Source organism: Treponema sp. OMZ 798, assembly GCF_024181385.1.
Lineage (GTDB): Bacteria > Spirochaetota > Spirochaetia > Treponematales > Treponemataceae > Treponema_B.
The window spans coordinates 2,021,880-2,036,270 of sequence record NZ_CP051305.1 but is presented as its reverse complement, the minus strand read 5'-3'; the positions used below and the strand labels follow the sequence as shown (position 1 = coordinate 2,036,270).

General features: G+C 41.4%; 15 protein-coding genes and 1 pseudogene. 10 read left to right on the top strand and 6 right to left on the bottom strand.

Annotated features, from left to right (window positions below; all coding sequences use genetic code 11):
* Positions 1-56 precede the first annotated feature (56 nt).
* The 3 genes from E4O07_RS09465 to E4O07_RS09455 all read right to left on the bottom strand — a co-directional run bounded on the left by E4O07_RS09465 (position 57) and on the right by E4O07_RS09455 (position 4,368).
* Complete coding sequence (locus E4O07_RS09465; protein WP_253685196.1) at positions 57-971, bottom strand: Rpn family recombination-promoting nuclease/putative transposase; 915 nt, start codon at positions 969-971, stop codon at positions 57-59.
* Between the two features lie 165 nt (positions 972-1,136).
* On the bottom strand, positions 1,137-3,167 hold the full coding sequence (locus E4O07_RS09460; RefSeq protein ID WP_253685195.1) for a response regulator: 2,031 nt from the start codon (positions 3,165-3,167) through the stop codon (positions 1,137-1,139).
* Positions 3,154-4,368: a response regulator gene (locus tag E4O07_RS09455; RefSeq protein WP_253685194.1), complete on the bottom strand. Its 1,215-nt coding sequence runs from the start codon at positions 4,366-4,368 to the stop codon at positions 3,154-3,156. The genes E4O07_RS09460 and E4O07_RS09455 overlap by 14 nt, the downstream gene beginning before the upstream one ends.
* A gap of 76 nt (positions 4,369-4,444) precedes the next feature.
* On the opposite strand from E4O07_RS09455, the gene E4O07_RS09450 reads away from it, so the two are divergent.
* The 10 genes from E4O07_RS09450 to E4O07_RS09405 all read left to right on the top strand — a co-directional run bounded on the left by E4O07_RS09450 (position 4,445) and on the right by E4O07_RS09405 (position 12,182).
* Positions 4,445-4,999 (top strand): DJ-1 family glyoxalase III, encoded by a 555-nt coding sequence (locus tag E4O07_RS09450; RefSeq protein WP_253685193.1) that lies wholly within the window; start codon positions 4,445-4,447, stop codon positions 4,997-4,999.
* Positions 4,999-5,760, top strand: a complete 762-nt coding sequence (locus E4O07_RS09445; RefSeq protein ID WP_253685192.1) for a class I SAM-dependent methyltransferase — start codon at positions 4,999-5,001, stop codon at positions 5,758-5,760. Before E4O07_RS09450 ends, E4O07_RS09445 begins: the two co-directional genes overlap by 1 nt.
* Before the next feature lie 85 nt (positions 5,761-5,845).
* Positions 5,846-6,613, top strand: a complete 768-nt coding sequence (locus E4O07_RS09440) for an oxygen-binding di-iron domain-containing protein (protein ID WP_253685191.1) — start codon at positions 5,846-5,848, stop codon at positions 6,611-6,613.
* A 14-nt stretch (positions 6,614-6,627) separates the two neighbouring features.
* Positions 6,628-7,491, top strand: a complete 864-nt coding sequence (locus E4O07_RS09435) for a methyl-accepting chemotaxis protein (RefSeq protein WP_253685190.1) — start codon at positions 6,628-6,630, stop codon at positions 7,489-7,491.
* Positions 7,492-7,493: 2 nt separating this feature from the next.
* Positions 7,494-8,399 (top strand): SPFH domain-containing protein, encoded by a 906-nt coding sequence (locus E4O07_RS09430; RefSeq protein WP_253685189.1) that lies wholly within the window; start codon positions 7,494-7,496, stop codon positions 8,397-8,399.
* Positions 8,400-8,407: 8 nt separating this feature from the next.
* Positions 8,408-9,235: a uracil-DNA glycosylase gene (locus tag E4O07_RS09425; RefSeq protein WP_253685188.1), complete on the top strand. Its 828-nt coding sequence runs from the start codon at positions 8,408-8,410 to the stop codon at positions 9,233-9,235.
* Between the two features lie 9 nt (positions 9,236-9,244).
* Positions 9,245-11,227, top strand: coding sequence for a replication restart helicase PriA (gene priA, locus E4O07_RS09420; protein ID WP_253685187.1), 1,983 nt, complete (start codon positions 9,245-9,247; stop codon positions 11,225-11,227).
* Positions 11,228-11,275: 48 nt separating this feature from the next.
* Complete coding sequence (locus E4O07_RS09415) at positions 11,276-11,506, top strand: DUF3791 domain-containing protein (RefSeq protein WP_253685186.1); 231 nt, start codon at positions 11,276-11,278, stop codon at positions 11,504-11,506.
* On the top strand, positions 11,503-11,985 hold the full coding sequence (locus E4O07_RS09410) for a DUF3990 domain-containing protein (RefSeq protein ID WP_253685185.1): 483 nt from the start codon (positions 11,503-11,505) through the stop codon (positions 11,983-11,985). Before E4O07_RS09415 ends, E4O07_RS09410 begins: the two co-directional genes overlap by 4 nt.
* Complete coding sequence (locus tag E4O07_RS09405) at positions 11,982-12,182, top strand: DUF3791 domain-containing protein (protein ID WP_002684168.1); 201 nt, start codon at positions 11,982-11,984, stop codon at positions 12,180-12,182. The genes E4O07_RS09410 and E4O07_RS09405 overlap by 4 nt, the downstream gene beginning before the upstream one ends.
* Positions 12,183-12,397: 215 nt before the next feature.
* On the opposite strand, the gene E4O07_RS09400 is transcribed toward E4O07_RS09405, so the two are convergent.
* From E4O07_RS09400 to E4O07_RS13410, 3 genes and pseudogenes are all read right to left on the bottom strand, one after another.
* Positions 12,398-13,726 carry a leucine-rich repeat protein gene (locus tag E4O07_RS09400; RefSeq protein ID WP_253685184.1) on the bottom strand — a complete coding sequence of 443 codons (1,329 nt, stop codon included), beginning with the start codon at positions 13,724-13,726 and terminating at the stop codon, positions 12,398-12,400.
* A gap of 63 nt (positions 13,727-13,789) precedes the next feature.
* Positions 13,790-13,987: pseudogene (locus E4O07_RS09395) on the bottom strand (DNA-binding domain-containing protein); the annotation flags it as partial.
* Between the two features lie 236 nt (positions 13,988-14,223).
* Positions 14,224-14,352, bottom strand: coding sequence for a hypothetical protein (locus E4O07_RS13410; protein ID WP_256487849.1), 129 nt, complete (start codon positions 14,350-14,352; stop codon positions 14,224-14,226).
* Positions 14,353-14,391 lie beyond the last annotated feature (39 nt).

Below are 14,391 nucleotides of genomic sequence, written 5' to 3'. Positions count from 1 at the left end.
TCAATCGGGGAGAATTTCATCGGTCTGCTCCGCCTATTTTCAAAAAGGCTGATGCTCTATAGAGTGTTTATTTCTTCAATATTTAACCCTGTAGCTTTTGTGATAGCTTCTACGGCAAATCCCATTTCTTTTAAGTTTTTTGCCGTTTCAAGTTTTGTTTGATACGAGCCTTGCTTAATACCTTGTTCAATACCTCTTTCAATGCCTCGTTCAATACCTCTTTCAATGCCTTCAGCAAATGCGATTTCTCTTTCTTCGGCTCGTTGCACGGCTATATCGGTCTCATAATCATATTCGGCGAGCAGCATGTTTATTACCTCCTTAGTTTTGCGTTTTAAATAATCACGCAAAATATTGTTTTGTATACACTCCTCAATGGCTTTTTGAAAGCCGTTTTGAGAATCAGTTTTTTTCCATCTCCTTACTGTTTCTACAAATACGGTGTATTCCTGCATCGTTTTGCAGTTTTCCAGTACAGGATGCCTATTGTTCCGGTTTATGTTTATTACCTTAACAGTCAACTCAAGATTAGTTTCTGTTGTCTTTTCTATGAAAGCATCCGAGAGTTTCAATGTTTTATCGGAAGGATAAGTTTCCTCTCCATTGTAAAATACATAGAATTCGGGCGTCGGAATATTAAGTAGTTTTCGGCTGTATTTTTCTTTTGATTCAAGCAGAGTTTCATACAGACGGCTGATGTATTCAAGGCAGCGTAAAGGCATGTTGGGATTAATCGTAGATTGGTGCTCCGCCAGAACTATAATTTTGTTATCTACAAGGTAGGACACATCATTATAGAATGTCATATACAAGACCTGATCAAGCCTGATGTTGTTCAGCTGTTCTGTATTTTTCAGTGCGGTATTATGCAAAGCATTATATAGCGATAAAAAATTTTCTTTTGCCTTTTCGTCTTCACTGAAAAGGTCAACAAATACCGAGTCTTTATATTTTCTGTTTGCCGTACTCATAACTATGTCCTCTACTTAAGTTTATTATAGCATAGATTATAGGATTTTAAAAGGGGCGGAAAGCTGAATGAGGGGAAGGGCGAAGTGCGAATGACAAATGTCGAATAAGGGGATGTGCGAACGGCGAATGCCGAATTGCTATTCGTCATTCGTACTTCGAACTTCTTATTTTTTATAATATTTTTTTACCATTTCAAAAAGCTGTTTTTTGTTAAAGGGTTTTTTGATTATATCGTTTAAGCCCATGGATTCACACAGCTTCCTTTCATTATCTTGAGAACCGGCAGTACAGGCGATAATAGGTTTTGAATAACCCTTATCCCGCAAGATTTGTGTAGCATCATATCCGTTTATGCCGGGCATCTGGATATCCATAAAGATAATATCAAAGTCTTCGATTGATGCCGTATCGATAGCTTCTTCGCCGTCATTTGCCGTGCCTACAATACAGTGAGCCTTTTCCAAAATAATTTTTAACAGCTTTTGGTTTACCGGATGATCGTCTACAACTAAAACCTTACAGCCGAAAAAATTGTCTTCATCGGAATCATGGTCATTTTCGGGGTGTTGACCTTGGTCTCCTGTTTCAACCGGCTCCAATTCCGAAACATCGTCATTTTCTGAAGATTCTGCAAATTTTCTATAGAGGTCGTTAATCAAATGAAAGACTATTCTTGATTTTAAAGGCTTATAAAGGTAGCCGTCGAACCACTCTAAAAGTTTCATCTTTGCATCCCTTCCTAGGCTGCCTTCAGGAATCATCAAAAAGAGTTTTGAATCGGATAGGTTAGAATCATTGTGAATTTCGGCCCCCAGCCGCCATCCGTCCATCTTAGGCATAACCATGTCTATAAATACCACATTGAAAGGATTCTTATGCTCGGCTGCCGTTTTCATAACTTCTATTGCCTGCTCTCCGGAGCTTACCAGGGCTATGTCCTGAAAACCGAATTTAAAAAGCATCCGTCTTAAAATAGAGCGGGTTTGCATATTATCATCTACAATTAAAAATCTGGTTCTCTTATCCAATAGGGTGCTTTCATGAGGCGCTTTTTTCTTTGAAGGAGCCAAGGGAAGCTTAAACCAAAAAATAGAACCTTTAGGAATATTGTCTTTTATGCCTATTTGCCCCTTCATCATGGTTATAATATTTTTAGAAATTGCAAGGCCTAGCCCTGTTCCTCCGTATTTTCTGTTTATTGCAGCATTCCCCTGATAAAAGGATTTGAATATTTTTGATTTTTGTTCATTATTAACACCTATTCCCGTATCTGCAACTTCAAAAAGAATAAAGAAGTGTTTATCCGCATAGGGGTCATCCGAGTTATTTTCAAAGGTTAATTTTACCGAAACGGAAACATAACCTGTCTCTGTAAACTTAACCGCATTTTTTACAAAGTTTAAAAGAACCTGCTGCAATCTTGCAGGATCCCCGTAGATAAAGTCGGGAATCTTATCGCTTATGTCTACAACAATTTCCAATCCTTTTTTATGGGCTTCCATCGAAATCAAATCTACGGTTTGTTCGACCGAATCGGTCAGATTGAAAACCGTTCTTTCCATTGTCATATTTCCGCTTTCAAGTTTTGAAAAATCCAAAACATCGTTTACAAGCGTAAGCAATACTTCAGCGCTAAAGTTCACCTGACGGGTATATTCGCTTTGCTCTTCATCAAGATTTGTTTCGTTTATGAGCTCCATCATACCTATTATTGTTTGGATAGGTGTTCTTATTTCATGGCTTACATTGGCCAAAAAAAGACTTCGCATACTGTTTGCTTTTTCGGCATCTTGTCTTGCAATTATCAAAAATTGTTCTTTTAGTTTTTGTTTGGTAATGTCATCAATGGTTACAAAAAAATTTTTATCGTCATGCTGTGTAAAGCTGAATTTTAAAGTTGTCTTATCGGAAAGACTTGAGGGTTTATCAAATTTGGCTTCAAAAGCCGTTGTTTTTGGATCGCTTTTTAAAAATGCAGAAAGTCTGATATAGTCTTCTTCAGATAGAACCGTTTTTAAATAATCCTGCAATTGTACTTTTGTGTTTTTGACCAAATATTCAGGCAAAAGTTTTTCCGCTTCAGGACTCCAAAAAAGCGGAATATAATCGGGAGAAAAAATTATATAAGCTATATTTGATTCGGTTAAATATTTCCCCAATTTAAAATTGGAAATATTTTTATTAAAGAGATGCACCTAAAACTTCCTCCATTTTGCGCAAAACTATTTCTTTTTTTATAGGCTTTAGTATGTATCGTTTAGCTCCTTTTTCAAGGGCTTTGATAACCGTATCCCTTTGAGTAACTGAAGATAAAATAACAAAGGGTGTTGTAATGCCTTTCTTTTTTGCTCCGTTTAAAACATCTATACCGCTCATTCCCGGCATAATCATATCGAGGAAAATAACATCGTAAACATCATTTTTTACCTTATTTAAAAAGTCTTCCCCATTTTCAAAAAGATCTACTTCGGCATTTAGGCCGGAAAAAATAGCAGACATCATTTTTCTTATGACTAAATCATCGTCGACGACAGCTATGGAAAGACTTTCGGCCGTATCTATCTTAAAACGGGTTCCAAGGTTACTGGTGTTTTCGTTATGTTCATTGTCGGCATTGAGCATCGTTTGAGCTACGGCTCTCTTGTCTTCCGTTTTTTTCAAAAGAGCTGAAAGAGCCTGTCCTAAGTTTTCTACAACCTCTATCATTTTATAGTCAGGGTTTTGAGAGAAAAAATCCCGTATAAATTGATTGAGGGTAAGGATCTTTAGATTTTTAGGGGAGACTACTTTGACGGCTAAGATATTATCTATTAGGTACTCCAAATTAGCCGTATCGGCATAGGTTAAATTTAGATCGGTCAAGATAAGTAAAATTTTAGCTTCGGTAAGTTTATAAGCTTCAATTAATTCTATTATTCTAAACTGGAGCAGTTCCAGCTTATCCCTGTTAAGGCCTTGTGCTAATTCTATAAATATAACGTCTTCATTTACCCTCGTTTCTAAGATACAGGGTGTCGGATCCATTGGAAATGTTGTGCCTAAAACAAGGCCTATTGAAGATAAAAGTTCATCAACTCTTACCGGCTTTGAAATTACCTTTTTTACTCCGTATGAGGCCAATAAAGCTATGTCAACCTTGGCTATTTTTCTTCCCAATACTATTGAAGGAATCGGGGCAAAGGTCGGTGTTTTTTGTTTTTCGGCAAAAAAGTTAAATAAGGCATCTCTGCTAAAACTGTAGTCGATTATTATGAGCATGACAGGCTGCTGCTTCATAATATTCATGGCTTCTATAACTGTTTCGGCATAAATAACATAAATGCCGACTTCTTGTAATTTTTTTGTAATATAATAGCGTAAAGTAGGGGCTATCCCTATCAATAAAACTTGTTTCATGGTATGATTATATCATATTAGAATAATATTATCTAGTTGTTCACAAATTGGTTGTCTTGTAAAATTGGAGGAATTAATGAAAAAAGCTTTTTTATTTTTAGCAAACGGATTTGAAGATGTTGAAGCCCTTACGCCCATAGATTATTTGAGAAGGGCCGGCATAGATTTAATTACTGTCGGTGTTGAAGGAAAAACGGTGATTTCGGCGCACAGGGTCCCTATAAGCTGTGATATCGTCTTGGAGGAAGCCTTGCAAATGGATGGTGATTTGATTGCCGTCATCCTCCCGGGAGGTCTTCCTAACAGCAGTACCTTAGCAAAAAGCGAGGCTGTAAGAGATTTCGCAAAAAAGACCCTTGCAAGCGGAGGAATTGTTGCCGCAATCTGTGCGGCTCCGGCCCTTGCCCTGGGTTCTTGGGGGCTTTTAGAAGGAAAAAACTATACCTGCTACCCCGGCATGGGACAAGACTTGAATACAAGGCCTAAGACAGATGAGCGGGTTATCAGGGACGGAAACATAATAACGGCCTGTGCAGCCGGAGCTGCAGAGGAATTTGCCTTTGCAATTGTAGAAGCTATTTGCGGAAAAACCGCATTAAATAAACTTAGAACCGAGGTGGCGGCACGATAATGGGAAAACTTGCAGATTGGTTTGAAAACGAAACTTTTTGGGCTGAATATGCCCCGATTATGTTTGATACGCAGAGGTGGGCAGAGGCTCCTACCGTTGCGGAGTCTATTTTAAGGATAATAGGTGTTCCTGTGGATAATGCAGGGATTTCTATCTTGGATGCCGGCTGCGGCCCCGGAAGAATAGCCATCGAGCTTGCAATAAGAAAGGCCAAGGTTACGGGCATAGATCTCATCCGCCCCTTTTTAAATGCTGCCATGGATTCGGCTCAAGATGAGGGCGTCGACATTGAGCTTATTCAGGGAGATTTGCGTAAATTTGTCCGTCCCGAAGGCTTTGATGCGGCTATCAGTATGTATACCAGTTTTGGATATTGCAGTACAATCGAAGAAGATATGCAAATCTTAAAAAACATAGCCCAATCCATAAAAGCGAACGGCTGGTTTATTCTTGAAATGACGGGAAGAGAAATCGCCGTGCGTGATTTTACTGAGGGAGAATGGTTTGAAAGGGGCGGTTTTACTGTCTTAACCGAATATTCCGTGGAAGGAGCCTGGGAAGGGCTTAAGTCTCGCTGGATTCTTTACGATGAGCAGGGCAGAAAGGCCGACCACACCTATGTTCAGCGGCTTTATTCCGCAGTAGAATTAAAAAGGCTCATGCTGGCAAGCGGCTTTTCTTCTGTAGAAATATACGGCGACTTTGATTTTTCACCCTATAACGAAAAAGCCCGTACAATGGTTTTGATTGCAAGAAAGTAGCTTTGCCAAACACTTGTACATTACCTCAATTATTGATATACTGTACTTTGTAAATTTTCGTTGACTTATGATAAGGAGTTTCGATATGGAAAATAACAACATTGAAGGTATTGTCTTATATGAAGATTCAGATCATAAATTTATATGGCTGGGCTCGGAAAGTAAGCAAAGAAAGGGCGCAGTACAGACAATGCAGTATCTTATCATAGACAGGGGCCGAGGTGTTTTACTCGACCCGGGCGGAGTTCATCTTTTTTCGAGGGTTGTTACAGCCGTAAGCCGCTTTATTTCCGTTGATAAAATAGATACTATTTTCTTTTCACATCAAGACCCTGACGTTTCTTCAGGTATAGCTCTTTGGCTCGGTATTACAAAGGCTAAGATCTATATTTCTTCTTTATGGATTAGATTTATGCCTCACTTCGGTATTGTAGACATTTCGAGGATGGTTCCGATACCCGACAAGGGAATGACTATTTCTCTTCCTTCAGGAGCAAATATGAAGTGTATTCCTTCTCATTTTATGCATTCTCCGGGGCAATTCGGCTTATACGATGAACGATCCCGCATTCTTTTTACCGGAGATATAGGGGCCGCCGTATTCGATGAAGACAACGAAACTACCTTTGTAGAAGATTTTGAAAAACATCTGCCTTTGATCGAAGGATTTCATGTGCGGTATATGGCGTCCAATAAAATTGTTGCTAAATGGGCAGAGAATGTGCGCCGCTTAAATCCCGTTATGATAGCTCCCCAGCACGGTGCAATATATAAGGACGAGCAGGTAGACAATTTTTTAAACTGGCTGTCTAATTTAAAATGCGGCTCTGATTATCTTGAGCAATTATTTTAGCTTAGGGGCTTTTTATGATTGAAGATAAAAATACGGTTGAAAATTTTTCCGACTTAATAGATAAGATAGTTGTACACTATAATAAGGGCGCGGTTCTCGGCTTTGTAACTTCCCATTCTTTTGATATTATAGATGAAGCAATGGGAAATCTACAGGAAAGGTTTGAGACTATTTTATCTTTATTTGAAGAGATCCAAAAGGAAAGCAGCTTTTCGGCAGAAAACACAAATAAGGTAGACCAGATGCTTTCTAAGGTTGTGGAAAAACGCTCTGAAATTCAACAGGAAATTCATCAAAGAGTTGAAGAAATTGAGACAACGGCTCAGACTGCACAAACAGCCGCATCGGCCTTTGAGGTCTTAAAGGAAAGAACAACAGAGGTTGAAGACATGCTTTCCGGTATCAAAGATGTATCGGTAAGGACAGGTATCTTAGCCATTAATGCTTCAATCGAGGCTGCCCGTGCAGGAAGCGTAGGAAACGGTTTTAGAATCATCGCCAATGAGGTGCGCTCCCTTGCTACCCAAACGGGAGACTTTGCAAAAAAAATTGAAGTAAAGCTTGAAGAGCTAAACAGTTCAGTAGAGGAAATAAATAGAAGTATGACCGGTTTTATCGAGCTTTTTTCACGGTTCCAAAAGGCTTTTAAGGATGTATTGGATAATTTTGACGAAAACTCAGGTACCCTCAACTCTGCAGGTTCTTTTTTGGCCGAGATAAACGCTTCAACCCGTGAACAGGATGCAACCATAAGGGAAGGTTTTTCTTATCTTAAAACAATAGACGGTTTATTGCGGGATGCCGCAACAATATTGGATGTAATGCAGACGACCCATGATCATCTGGGAACCTTGCTTCAGCAAAAGGATAGGTCTTAATTATGAAAAAAAGAACATCATTTTTAATTTGGTTTTTTATTTTGATTATCTTAAGCAGCACAGCCTTTTTTTTCGGCTGGATGCAGTTTTCCGTTCCGGCCGGCTCTTACGGAGTTATGCTTTCAAAGTCGGGAGGTTACCACGATAAGCTCGTTATCCCCGGCGAATTTATGTGGAGATGGGAAAGGCTGGTTCCCACTAATTCGAAGATTCTTACCTTTAATTTAAGCCCTATTGAACTTGAATATAAAAGCGAGGGCCGGCTTCCTTCCGCCGACAAATTTGCGGTAGTGATGGAGCAAAAGCATGATTTTACTTGGAAATTCGGCATAAGGATTTCGGCATCCGTAAAGCCTGAAAGTCTTCTTCCTCTTGTAAAAAATGCTTCGATAAAAACTCAAAGCGATTTGGATGCCTTTGTTGAAAACAAGGTAAGGGAAGGAGCAGAAAAAGCTGCAAATCAATTTATAGAGTTTTTTTTATCTAATCCTGCCGAGTATGAAAAGGTAAAATTCCAATATGGTGCATTTAGCGAAAAGATTCAAGACTCGCTAAAAAAAGACCTTGGGGGCGAAATTGAAATTATTTCCGCAGAGCTTTCTTCCGATTTTGTAATCCCTGATCTTAAGCTTTATACGGTAATAAGAGATGCCTATGCCGAGTATGAAAGGCAGCAGACAAAGGCCTTTACCGACATGATGATACAAGAAGGGAAAAGTGCCGCTGCCTTAAAATTCCGCATGAACGATATGAAAGAGTGGGGCGAGCTTTTAAAGCAATATCCCCAGCTTATCGATTTTTTGGCTGTAGCAAGAAGTGATGCGAGCGAGACCCTTAAAGCCTTGCGCGAACTTAAGGCTAAGATGAGCGGTGCTCAAGCCGACGGTACTCAAGGCGGCGGGCAATAGTTTTACCGATGAAAGCCGAAGAAAAAAAAATACTATACACGTTTTTTCGCACAGCCTCGGAATGCCTATCGGGTTTTAAAATCGATGAAGAGTGTCCCGATTTTAGCGATGACTCTATTTCGGTAAATCCGGAGTCAAGAAGTACCGCTATTGCCGATATGGATATAGCAGACGGTGCAAAAAACATTTTGCCCGATGCCGAAATAGCAAACGCTTCAAAAAATCCCTTGCCCGATTCAGAAAGAGGCTTTGAAAGTCTTGAAAAGGTCTATGCACAGATTGCTTCCTGCAAGTCCTGCCGTCTGTGCGAGAGGCGGCATAATACTGTTGCAGGGGAGGGGCCTCGGGAGTTTTCCAATGCTGAAGGCAGGATAGATGTAATGGTCATAGGCGAGGGGCCGGGAGCCGATGAGGATGCTCAGGGCCGTCCCTTTGTCGGAAAGGCCGGACAGCTTTTGGACAGGATGCTTGCCGCCATCGAACTTTACCGCACCCATAATTGCTATATCACAAACGTGGTAAAATGCAGGCCGCCCAATAACCGAGACCCCTTACCCGATGAAACGGCCGCATGCAGAAATTACTTAAATGCTCAAATTGCCCTGATAAGGCCTAAGGCTATTCTTGTGGTCGGACGGGTGGCCCTTCAAAACCTCTTGGAAACTCAAGAAGGCATAGGCAAGATGCACGGCAGGTTTTTTGAATATCAAAACATACCCCTCATGGCGACCTATCACCCAAGCGCCCTCTTGCGGGATGTCAATTTAAAACGGCCTGCATGGGAGGACTTAAAACTCTTCCGTGCCCGCCTCAACGAATTGCTTGAGAAAAACTAGGCGGCATCTATGGCAAAATGGCTGACTCTTGCCTTTAATCTCCATCTCTATCAAAACTTTACCTATAAAAATATAGAAGAAGCGGGCGGAAGCCTTGTGGGGAAGAGGGCCTCCGTTCAGCTCGGTTCAAGAAATTTAATAGGCTTTATAATAGAAGAATCCGATACCTTTCCTAAAGATAGCCCTGTGGGAGAGGATAAGATAAAGCCGATTAAACGCGTTGTTGATAAGGAAAATATTTTTGGGCTGGCTCAGATAGAACTTGCCTCTTGGATTTCGCACTTTTATATTTGCAGCTTCGGCGAAGCCCTCTCTGCAATCCTCCCCTCAGGTAAAAGGGAGGTTTCTTTCGAAAATTTAAAATGGGGCAGCGAAGTTGAAGATAAGACCTTTAGCCTCTCCGATGAGCAAAAAACTGCCGTCGAAAAAATCGTAAACTCAAACAAAAAAGAATTGTTTTATTTATACGGCTTAACAGGTTCGGGGAAGACGGAAGTTTTTTTAAAGGCCGCCGAAAAGATAATCTCGGGAGGAAAGGCCGTCATCTACCTTGTTCCCGAAATAGGGCTTACCCATCAGGTTATAAGTGCGGCCGTAAAACGCTTCGGCACTCAGGCGGCAGTTTTGCACTCAGGCCTTACGGGAAGCGAGAGACTCAACCAGTGGATGAGGATAAGGCGGGGGGAAGCCCTTATGATTGTCGGGGCGAGAAGCGCCGTCTTTGCTCCTGCCGAAAAAATAGGCCTTATCATAATCGATGAGGAGCATGATGCTTCTTATAAGTCGGGCTCGGTGCCGCGCTATCACGCCCGCCAGACTGCCATGTACTTGGCCGCCAAACACAACTGCCCCGTGGTGATGGGCTCTGCAACTCCCTCACTTGAAGCGTGGAACATGATTCAAAACAAAAAGATCACCCTTCTTTCCCTTTCAAAAAGACTTGCAGGCGGAAGCCTTCCTCAAATCGAAATAGAAAATATTTCAGGGCTTAAAGGGGCTTTAAGCGAAAGGCTTATAAGCGAAATACGCAAAACCAAAAATGAGGGAAAGCAAACCATCCTCTTTTTAAACAGGCGGGGCTTTTCCCATATTTTCAGGTGCCGCTCCTGCGGCTATGAGATGCTTTGCAAAAACTGTTCCGTGCCGATGACCTTTCATAAAGCCGAAAACGTAATGAAGTGCCATTATTGCGGAATGCAGGCGAGGCCTCCGTCTCTTTGCCCCGAGTGTAATTCCCTCGACATAGGTTATGCAGGTGTCGGTACGGAATTTATCGAAGAGGAAGTTTCCAGGGCATTTCCCGACTGCACTGTTGCGAGGGTGGACACGGATACGGTTTCCAAAAAAAACAGCCTTGAAAACCGCTTAAAGGATTTTAAGGAAGGGAAAATAGACATCCTCCTCGGAACTCAGATGATAGCAAAGGGCTTGAATTTTCCGAAAGTCAGACTTGTCGGAATTATCCTTGCAGACACGGGGCTTCAAATGCCGGACTTTAGAGCCGCCGAAAGAAGCTTTGCCCTCATCACTCAGGCAGCCGGAAGGGCAGGGCGTTTTAGCGGGGACGGCCTCGTTATTATTCAAACCTTAAAGCCCAATCATCCTTCGATTGTTTGTGCAAAAAAACACGAATACGAAAAGTTTTACGACTATGAACTCGGCCAAAGAAAGCTCTTGGATTTCCCGCCCTTTAAACGCCTCATCCGCTTGGTCTTTAGAAGCAAGGACTTAAAAAAAGCCGAGCTCGCCGCAGAGGGCGCCGTAAACATTCTAAAATATATCCTCTCCTCACAAAACAAAGACAAGGCCGAAATAATGGGGCCTTCCGAATGCGTTTTATCGATGATAGCAGGAAACCACCGTCAACAGGTTCTGCTCCGCTCTTCTAACTTTCCCCTAATTCAAAATGCAGCCTCCCGCTTTGTAAAAGAATATAAACCGATGACCGGCATCTACATCGAAGTCGACACCGATCCGGTCAATCTTATGTGAAGCAAAGGAATAGAAAAAAAAATAAAACTATGCTATTATATATTCAGAATGGATAGAATAACGGATAAAAACAGTCTTGAATTTGCAATTTTTTGTATAGAAAACATTGCCATTAAACTAAAAAAAGACGGCAGTGAGGTATATACAGCTCTCGCGGAAAAAAGCAGCTTATTGTTTGATTATATCTTACCGAATTACGATATACTGCATACGCAGGATAAGGATTATATTGTAAACGATATTCTTGCGGCTGCAAAAGAAAAAGGTGTTAAAATATGATTTTATATCACGGGTCAAACCTTGAAATTATTAAGCCTGATGTACTCCATTCAAGAAGCCGTGTAGATTTCGGCCAAGGTTTTTATTTAACGCCTCATTATGAACAGGCTAAACAATGGTGCCGAAAGTTTATGACTCTTAAAAAGACGGGAATAATTTCAAGCTATGAGTTTGATACTTCTGCATATAAAGAATGTAAGGTTTTAAGATTTGATTATTATGATGAGAAATGGCTTGATTTTATAGTCGGCTGCCGCAGCGGTAAATCGGCAGATGATTACGAGATATACGATATAATTGAAGGCGGTGTTGCAAACGATAAAGTTTTTAATACCATTGAACTTTTTTTATCCGATTTAATCGATAAAAAGGAAGTTATAAAAAGGCTGAAATATGAAAAACCTAATTGGCAGATTTGCTTAAAAAAGCAATATGTTATTGATAGATACTTAAAGTTTACAGGGAGTGAAACTCTATGACGGCTCATCCTATTTTATTACAAAAAAAGTATGCACGCATTGCAGCTCTCTATGCCGAAAAAACAGGAGTGAGCCTATCTTCAGCCCTTAAAAAATTTTATCATTCTAATGTATATAAATTAATGTCGCAAGGAATTTCGGATATGCACTGTATGAGCGATGACTACCTTGTAGAAGAACTCTTGAGCGAAAAATAGATTTAATGCTTAATTAAGAATTGAACCCAATTCCTAATTAAGCATTTATATTTTTTCTTCTAGCTTTTCTTCCAGTATCTATCAGCATAAGTTTCGCGTAAATACTTGGCAGCAGTTGTGGAATTAGCCAAATCGTTTGAATTTATCTCTGTTTCATTTTCTGTGTGTTACGCATCATCATACACTTGCCACCAATCACCCATTACCAATTAACCTTACTCCCCAACAAACCTGTTTTGCTGCGTGCCCATATCATCGGCACCGGCTCGATATGCATCAAGCTGCGTCGACGGAACCTTTATGGTGCCTGCGGTCAGCTTGTCGCAGAGACCGAAAGCATTGAGAAAGGCTGATTTGCCACCATAATTGCATTTAAGCGTAACTGATGTAAGGCTTCTGCAATGTTGAAAGCAGTATCTCATATTTGTAACGGAAGCAGAAATTACCGGCGCCTGTGTGAGCTTTTCGCAGCCGTTAAAGCAAGAGTCCAGATTTGTAACGTCTTGCGGTATTGCCGAAGGCGCCTGTGTAAGCTTTTCGCAGCCTTTAAAGCAGGAGGTCATATCCTTAACGCCAGCAGGAAGCTCGGGTGCCTGTATAAGGTTTTTGCAGTCTTCAAAGCAGGATGTCATATCCTTAACGCCAGTAGGAAGAGCAGGCGCCTGCGTAAGGTTTTCGCAGTAGGTAAAGCAACCGCTCATATTTGTAACGCCTGCAGGAAGAGCGGGAACATGTGTAAGGTTTTTGCAGTAGGCAAAGCATTTCTTCATATTCGTAACACTTGCTGGTATGAGCGGCGCTTGGGTCAATCTTTTACAGTTGTAAAAGCAGTTTTCCATGTTTGTAACGGTTGCAGGAAGAACTGGCGGCTTTATAAGATTTTCGCAGTCTTTAAAGCAGCTGTTTATATCTGTAACGGCGGGCAGTTCGCCGAACTTGAGCGCAAACTTTTTACTCGGGTTGTCTTGAAGAATTTTTCCGAGAAGGCTCGGTTTCGCAGGGGCGTTGGAGTCGCCCTTTAAGTCCGCCGCCGTAAGACCGGTTATTTTGATGTAATAGATGCCATCGGCTGCCGCCGAGCCGGTGTTTAGATAATCGGCCAAGTCTGCGCCGTTTGTGCCGAATGCAACGCTTTTATAGCAGCTAAAGTTTACCTTTACCGCCGTTTCGCTGGTAATTTGTACTGTTGCGGTAGGACTGCCGTCCGTGCCGCCTGATTGCAACACACCGCCGGCTATAGTCCATTTTTCAACAACATAATCGTTACTCGCCACTGTTGCCGTAAAGGTTATGGTTGTGCCGTGCGCAACCTTGTCGCCTGAATTGATTTCGCTGCCGCCTTCGACCTTTGCTTTAAGCGTGCCGCCCGATCCGTCTACGCTAAAGGTTACGGTGGGCTTAGATGTCAGCGACTCCGATGCCTTTGCAGCATTCGGACAGCCGGTAAAAAGCAGTGCCGTTGCAATAATTGCGGCTATGATGAGCGCCGCGGCTCCCTTCTTCTTTGTCAAGGCAAATGCCTTGTGCTTGTTGTTTGTTTTCATCTTGAAAACCTCCTTATCAAAATTTCTTTTAATTGTTAATTTGTAATGTATAATTGGTAATTAATTTTTGATAATGGTGCTTACTACCTCGCTGTAGACTTGCAGTGTTGCAGCCACGTCCGCCCGTGTAAGCGTGGTGCCCTTGTCCATCATAAGGTCGATAATCTCGTCAAGTGTGTACGAGCGCACATCCGCAGCCTGCACCATGTAATCGTCCGGCGCAGGAGTGAGTAAGTTTTCTCGCAAACAATACTTTAACATCTTGTTCTCCTTATATTTTTTAATTTAACCGCGGAGCACGCCAAGGACGCAAGGTGTTTTAAGAAGGCTTTGTAAGGCATTCTTTTATAATCCTTTGCGTTCTCTGCGTTCCTTGCGGTTTTTTAAACGGTGTATGAAAAAAGCCCAAGGACAGGAGGCCGGGCTTTGACTGACGGCTTGTCTTTGGGCATGGTTTGAGTAATTGATATTTAAATTTATTTGGGCACAGGTACCCCTCAGCTGTGAAGCTGTGAATTTTGTTCGATAGGCAGCCTTATGTCAAGTGCTTCGCACGGTACTTTTGCAAAACTTTTTTCAGTTTTTTTGTAAAGCCGATAAGTTTTTCTATTTCCTCTTTTTAACATAGTAACAGTATACAGCATTAAAGCCGAAATTGCAAGGCT

Excerpts from the sequence above, each read along its gene's own strand:
- E4O07_RS09425 (WP_253685188.1), top strand. The coding sequence starts at position 8,408 with ATGAAAGCCGAAGAAAAAAAAATACTATACACGTTTTTTCGCACAGCC.
- E4O07_RS13410 (WP_256487849.1), bottom strand. The coding sequence starts at position 14,352 with ATGTTAAAAAGAGGAAATAGAAAAACTTATCGGCTTTACAAAAAAACT.
- E4O07_RS09440 (WP_253685191.1), top strand. The coding sequence starts at position 5,846 with ATGGAAAATAACAACATTGAAGGTATTGTCTTATATGAAGATTCAGAT.
- E4O07_RS09410 (WP_253685185.1), top strand. The coding sequence starts at position 11,503 with ATGATTTTATATCACGGGTCAAACCTTGAAATTATTAAGCCTGATGTA.
- E4O07_RS09465 (WP_253685196.1), bottom strand. The coding sequence starts at position 971 with ATGAGTACGGCAAACAGAAAATATAAAGACTCGGTATTTGTTGACCTT.
- priA (WP_253685187.1), top strand. The coding sequence starts at position 9,245 with ATGGCAAAATGGCTGACTCTTGCCTTTAATCTCCATCTCTATCAAAAC.
- E4O07_RS09445 (WP_253685192.1), top strand. The coding sequence starts at position 4,999 with ATGGGAAAACTTGCAGATTGGTTTGAAAACGAAACTTTTTGGGCTGAA.
- E4O07_RS09435 (WP_253685190.1), top strand. The coding sequence starts at position 6,628 with ATGATTGAAGATAAAAATACGGTTGAAAATTTTTCCGACTTAATAGAT.
- E4O07_RS09450 (WP_253685193.1), top strand. The coding sequence starts at position 4,445 with ATGAAAAAAGCTTTTTTATTTTTAGCAAACGGATTTGAAGATGTTGAA.
- E4O07_RS09405 (WP_002684168.1), top strand. The coding sequence starts at position 11,982 with ATGACGGCTCATCCTATTTTATTACAAAAAAAGTATGCACGCATTGCA.
- E4O07_RS09415 (WP_253685186.1), top strand. The coding sequence starts at position 11,276 with ATGGATAGAATAACGGATAAAAACAGTCTTGAATTTGCAATTTTTTGT.
- E4O07_RS09455 (WP_253685194.1), bottom strand. The coding sequence starts at position 4,368 with ATGAAACAAGTTTTATTGATAGGGATAGCCCCTACTTTACGCTATTAT.
- E4O07_RS09430 (WP_253685189.1), top strand. The coding sequence starts at position 7,494 with ATGAAAAAAAGAACATCATTTTTAATTTGGTTTTTTATTTTGATTATC.
- E4O07_RS09400 (WP_253685184.1), bottom strand. The coding sequence starts at position 13,726 with ATGAAAACAAACAACAAGCACAAGGCATTTGCCTTGACAAAGAAGAAG.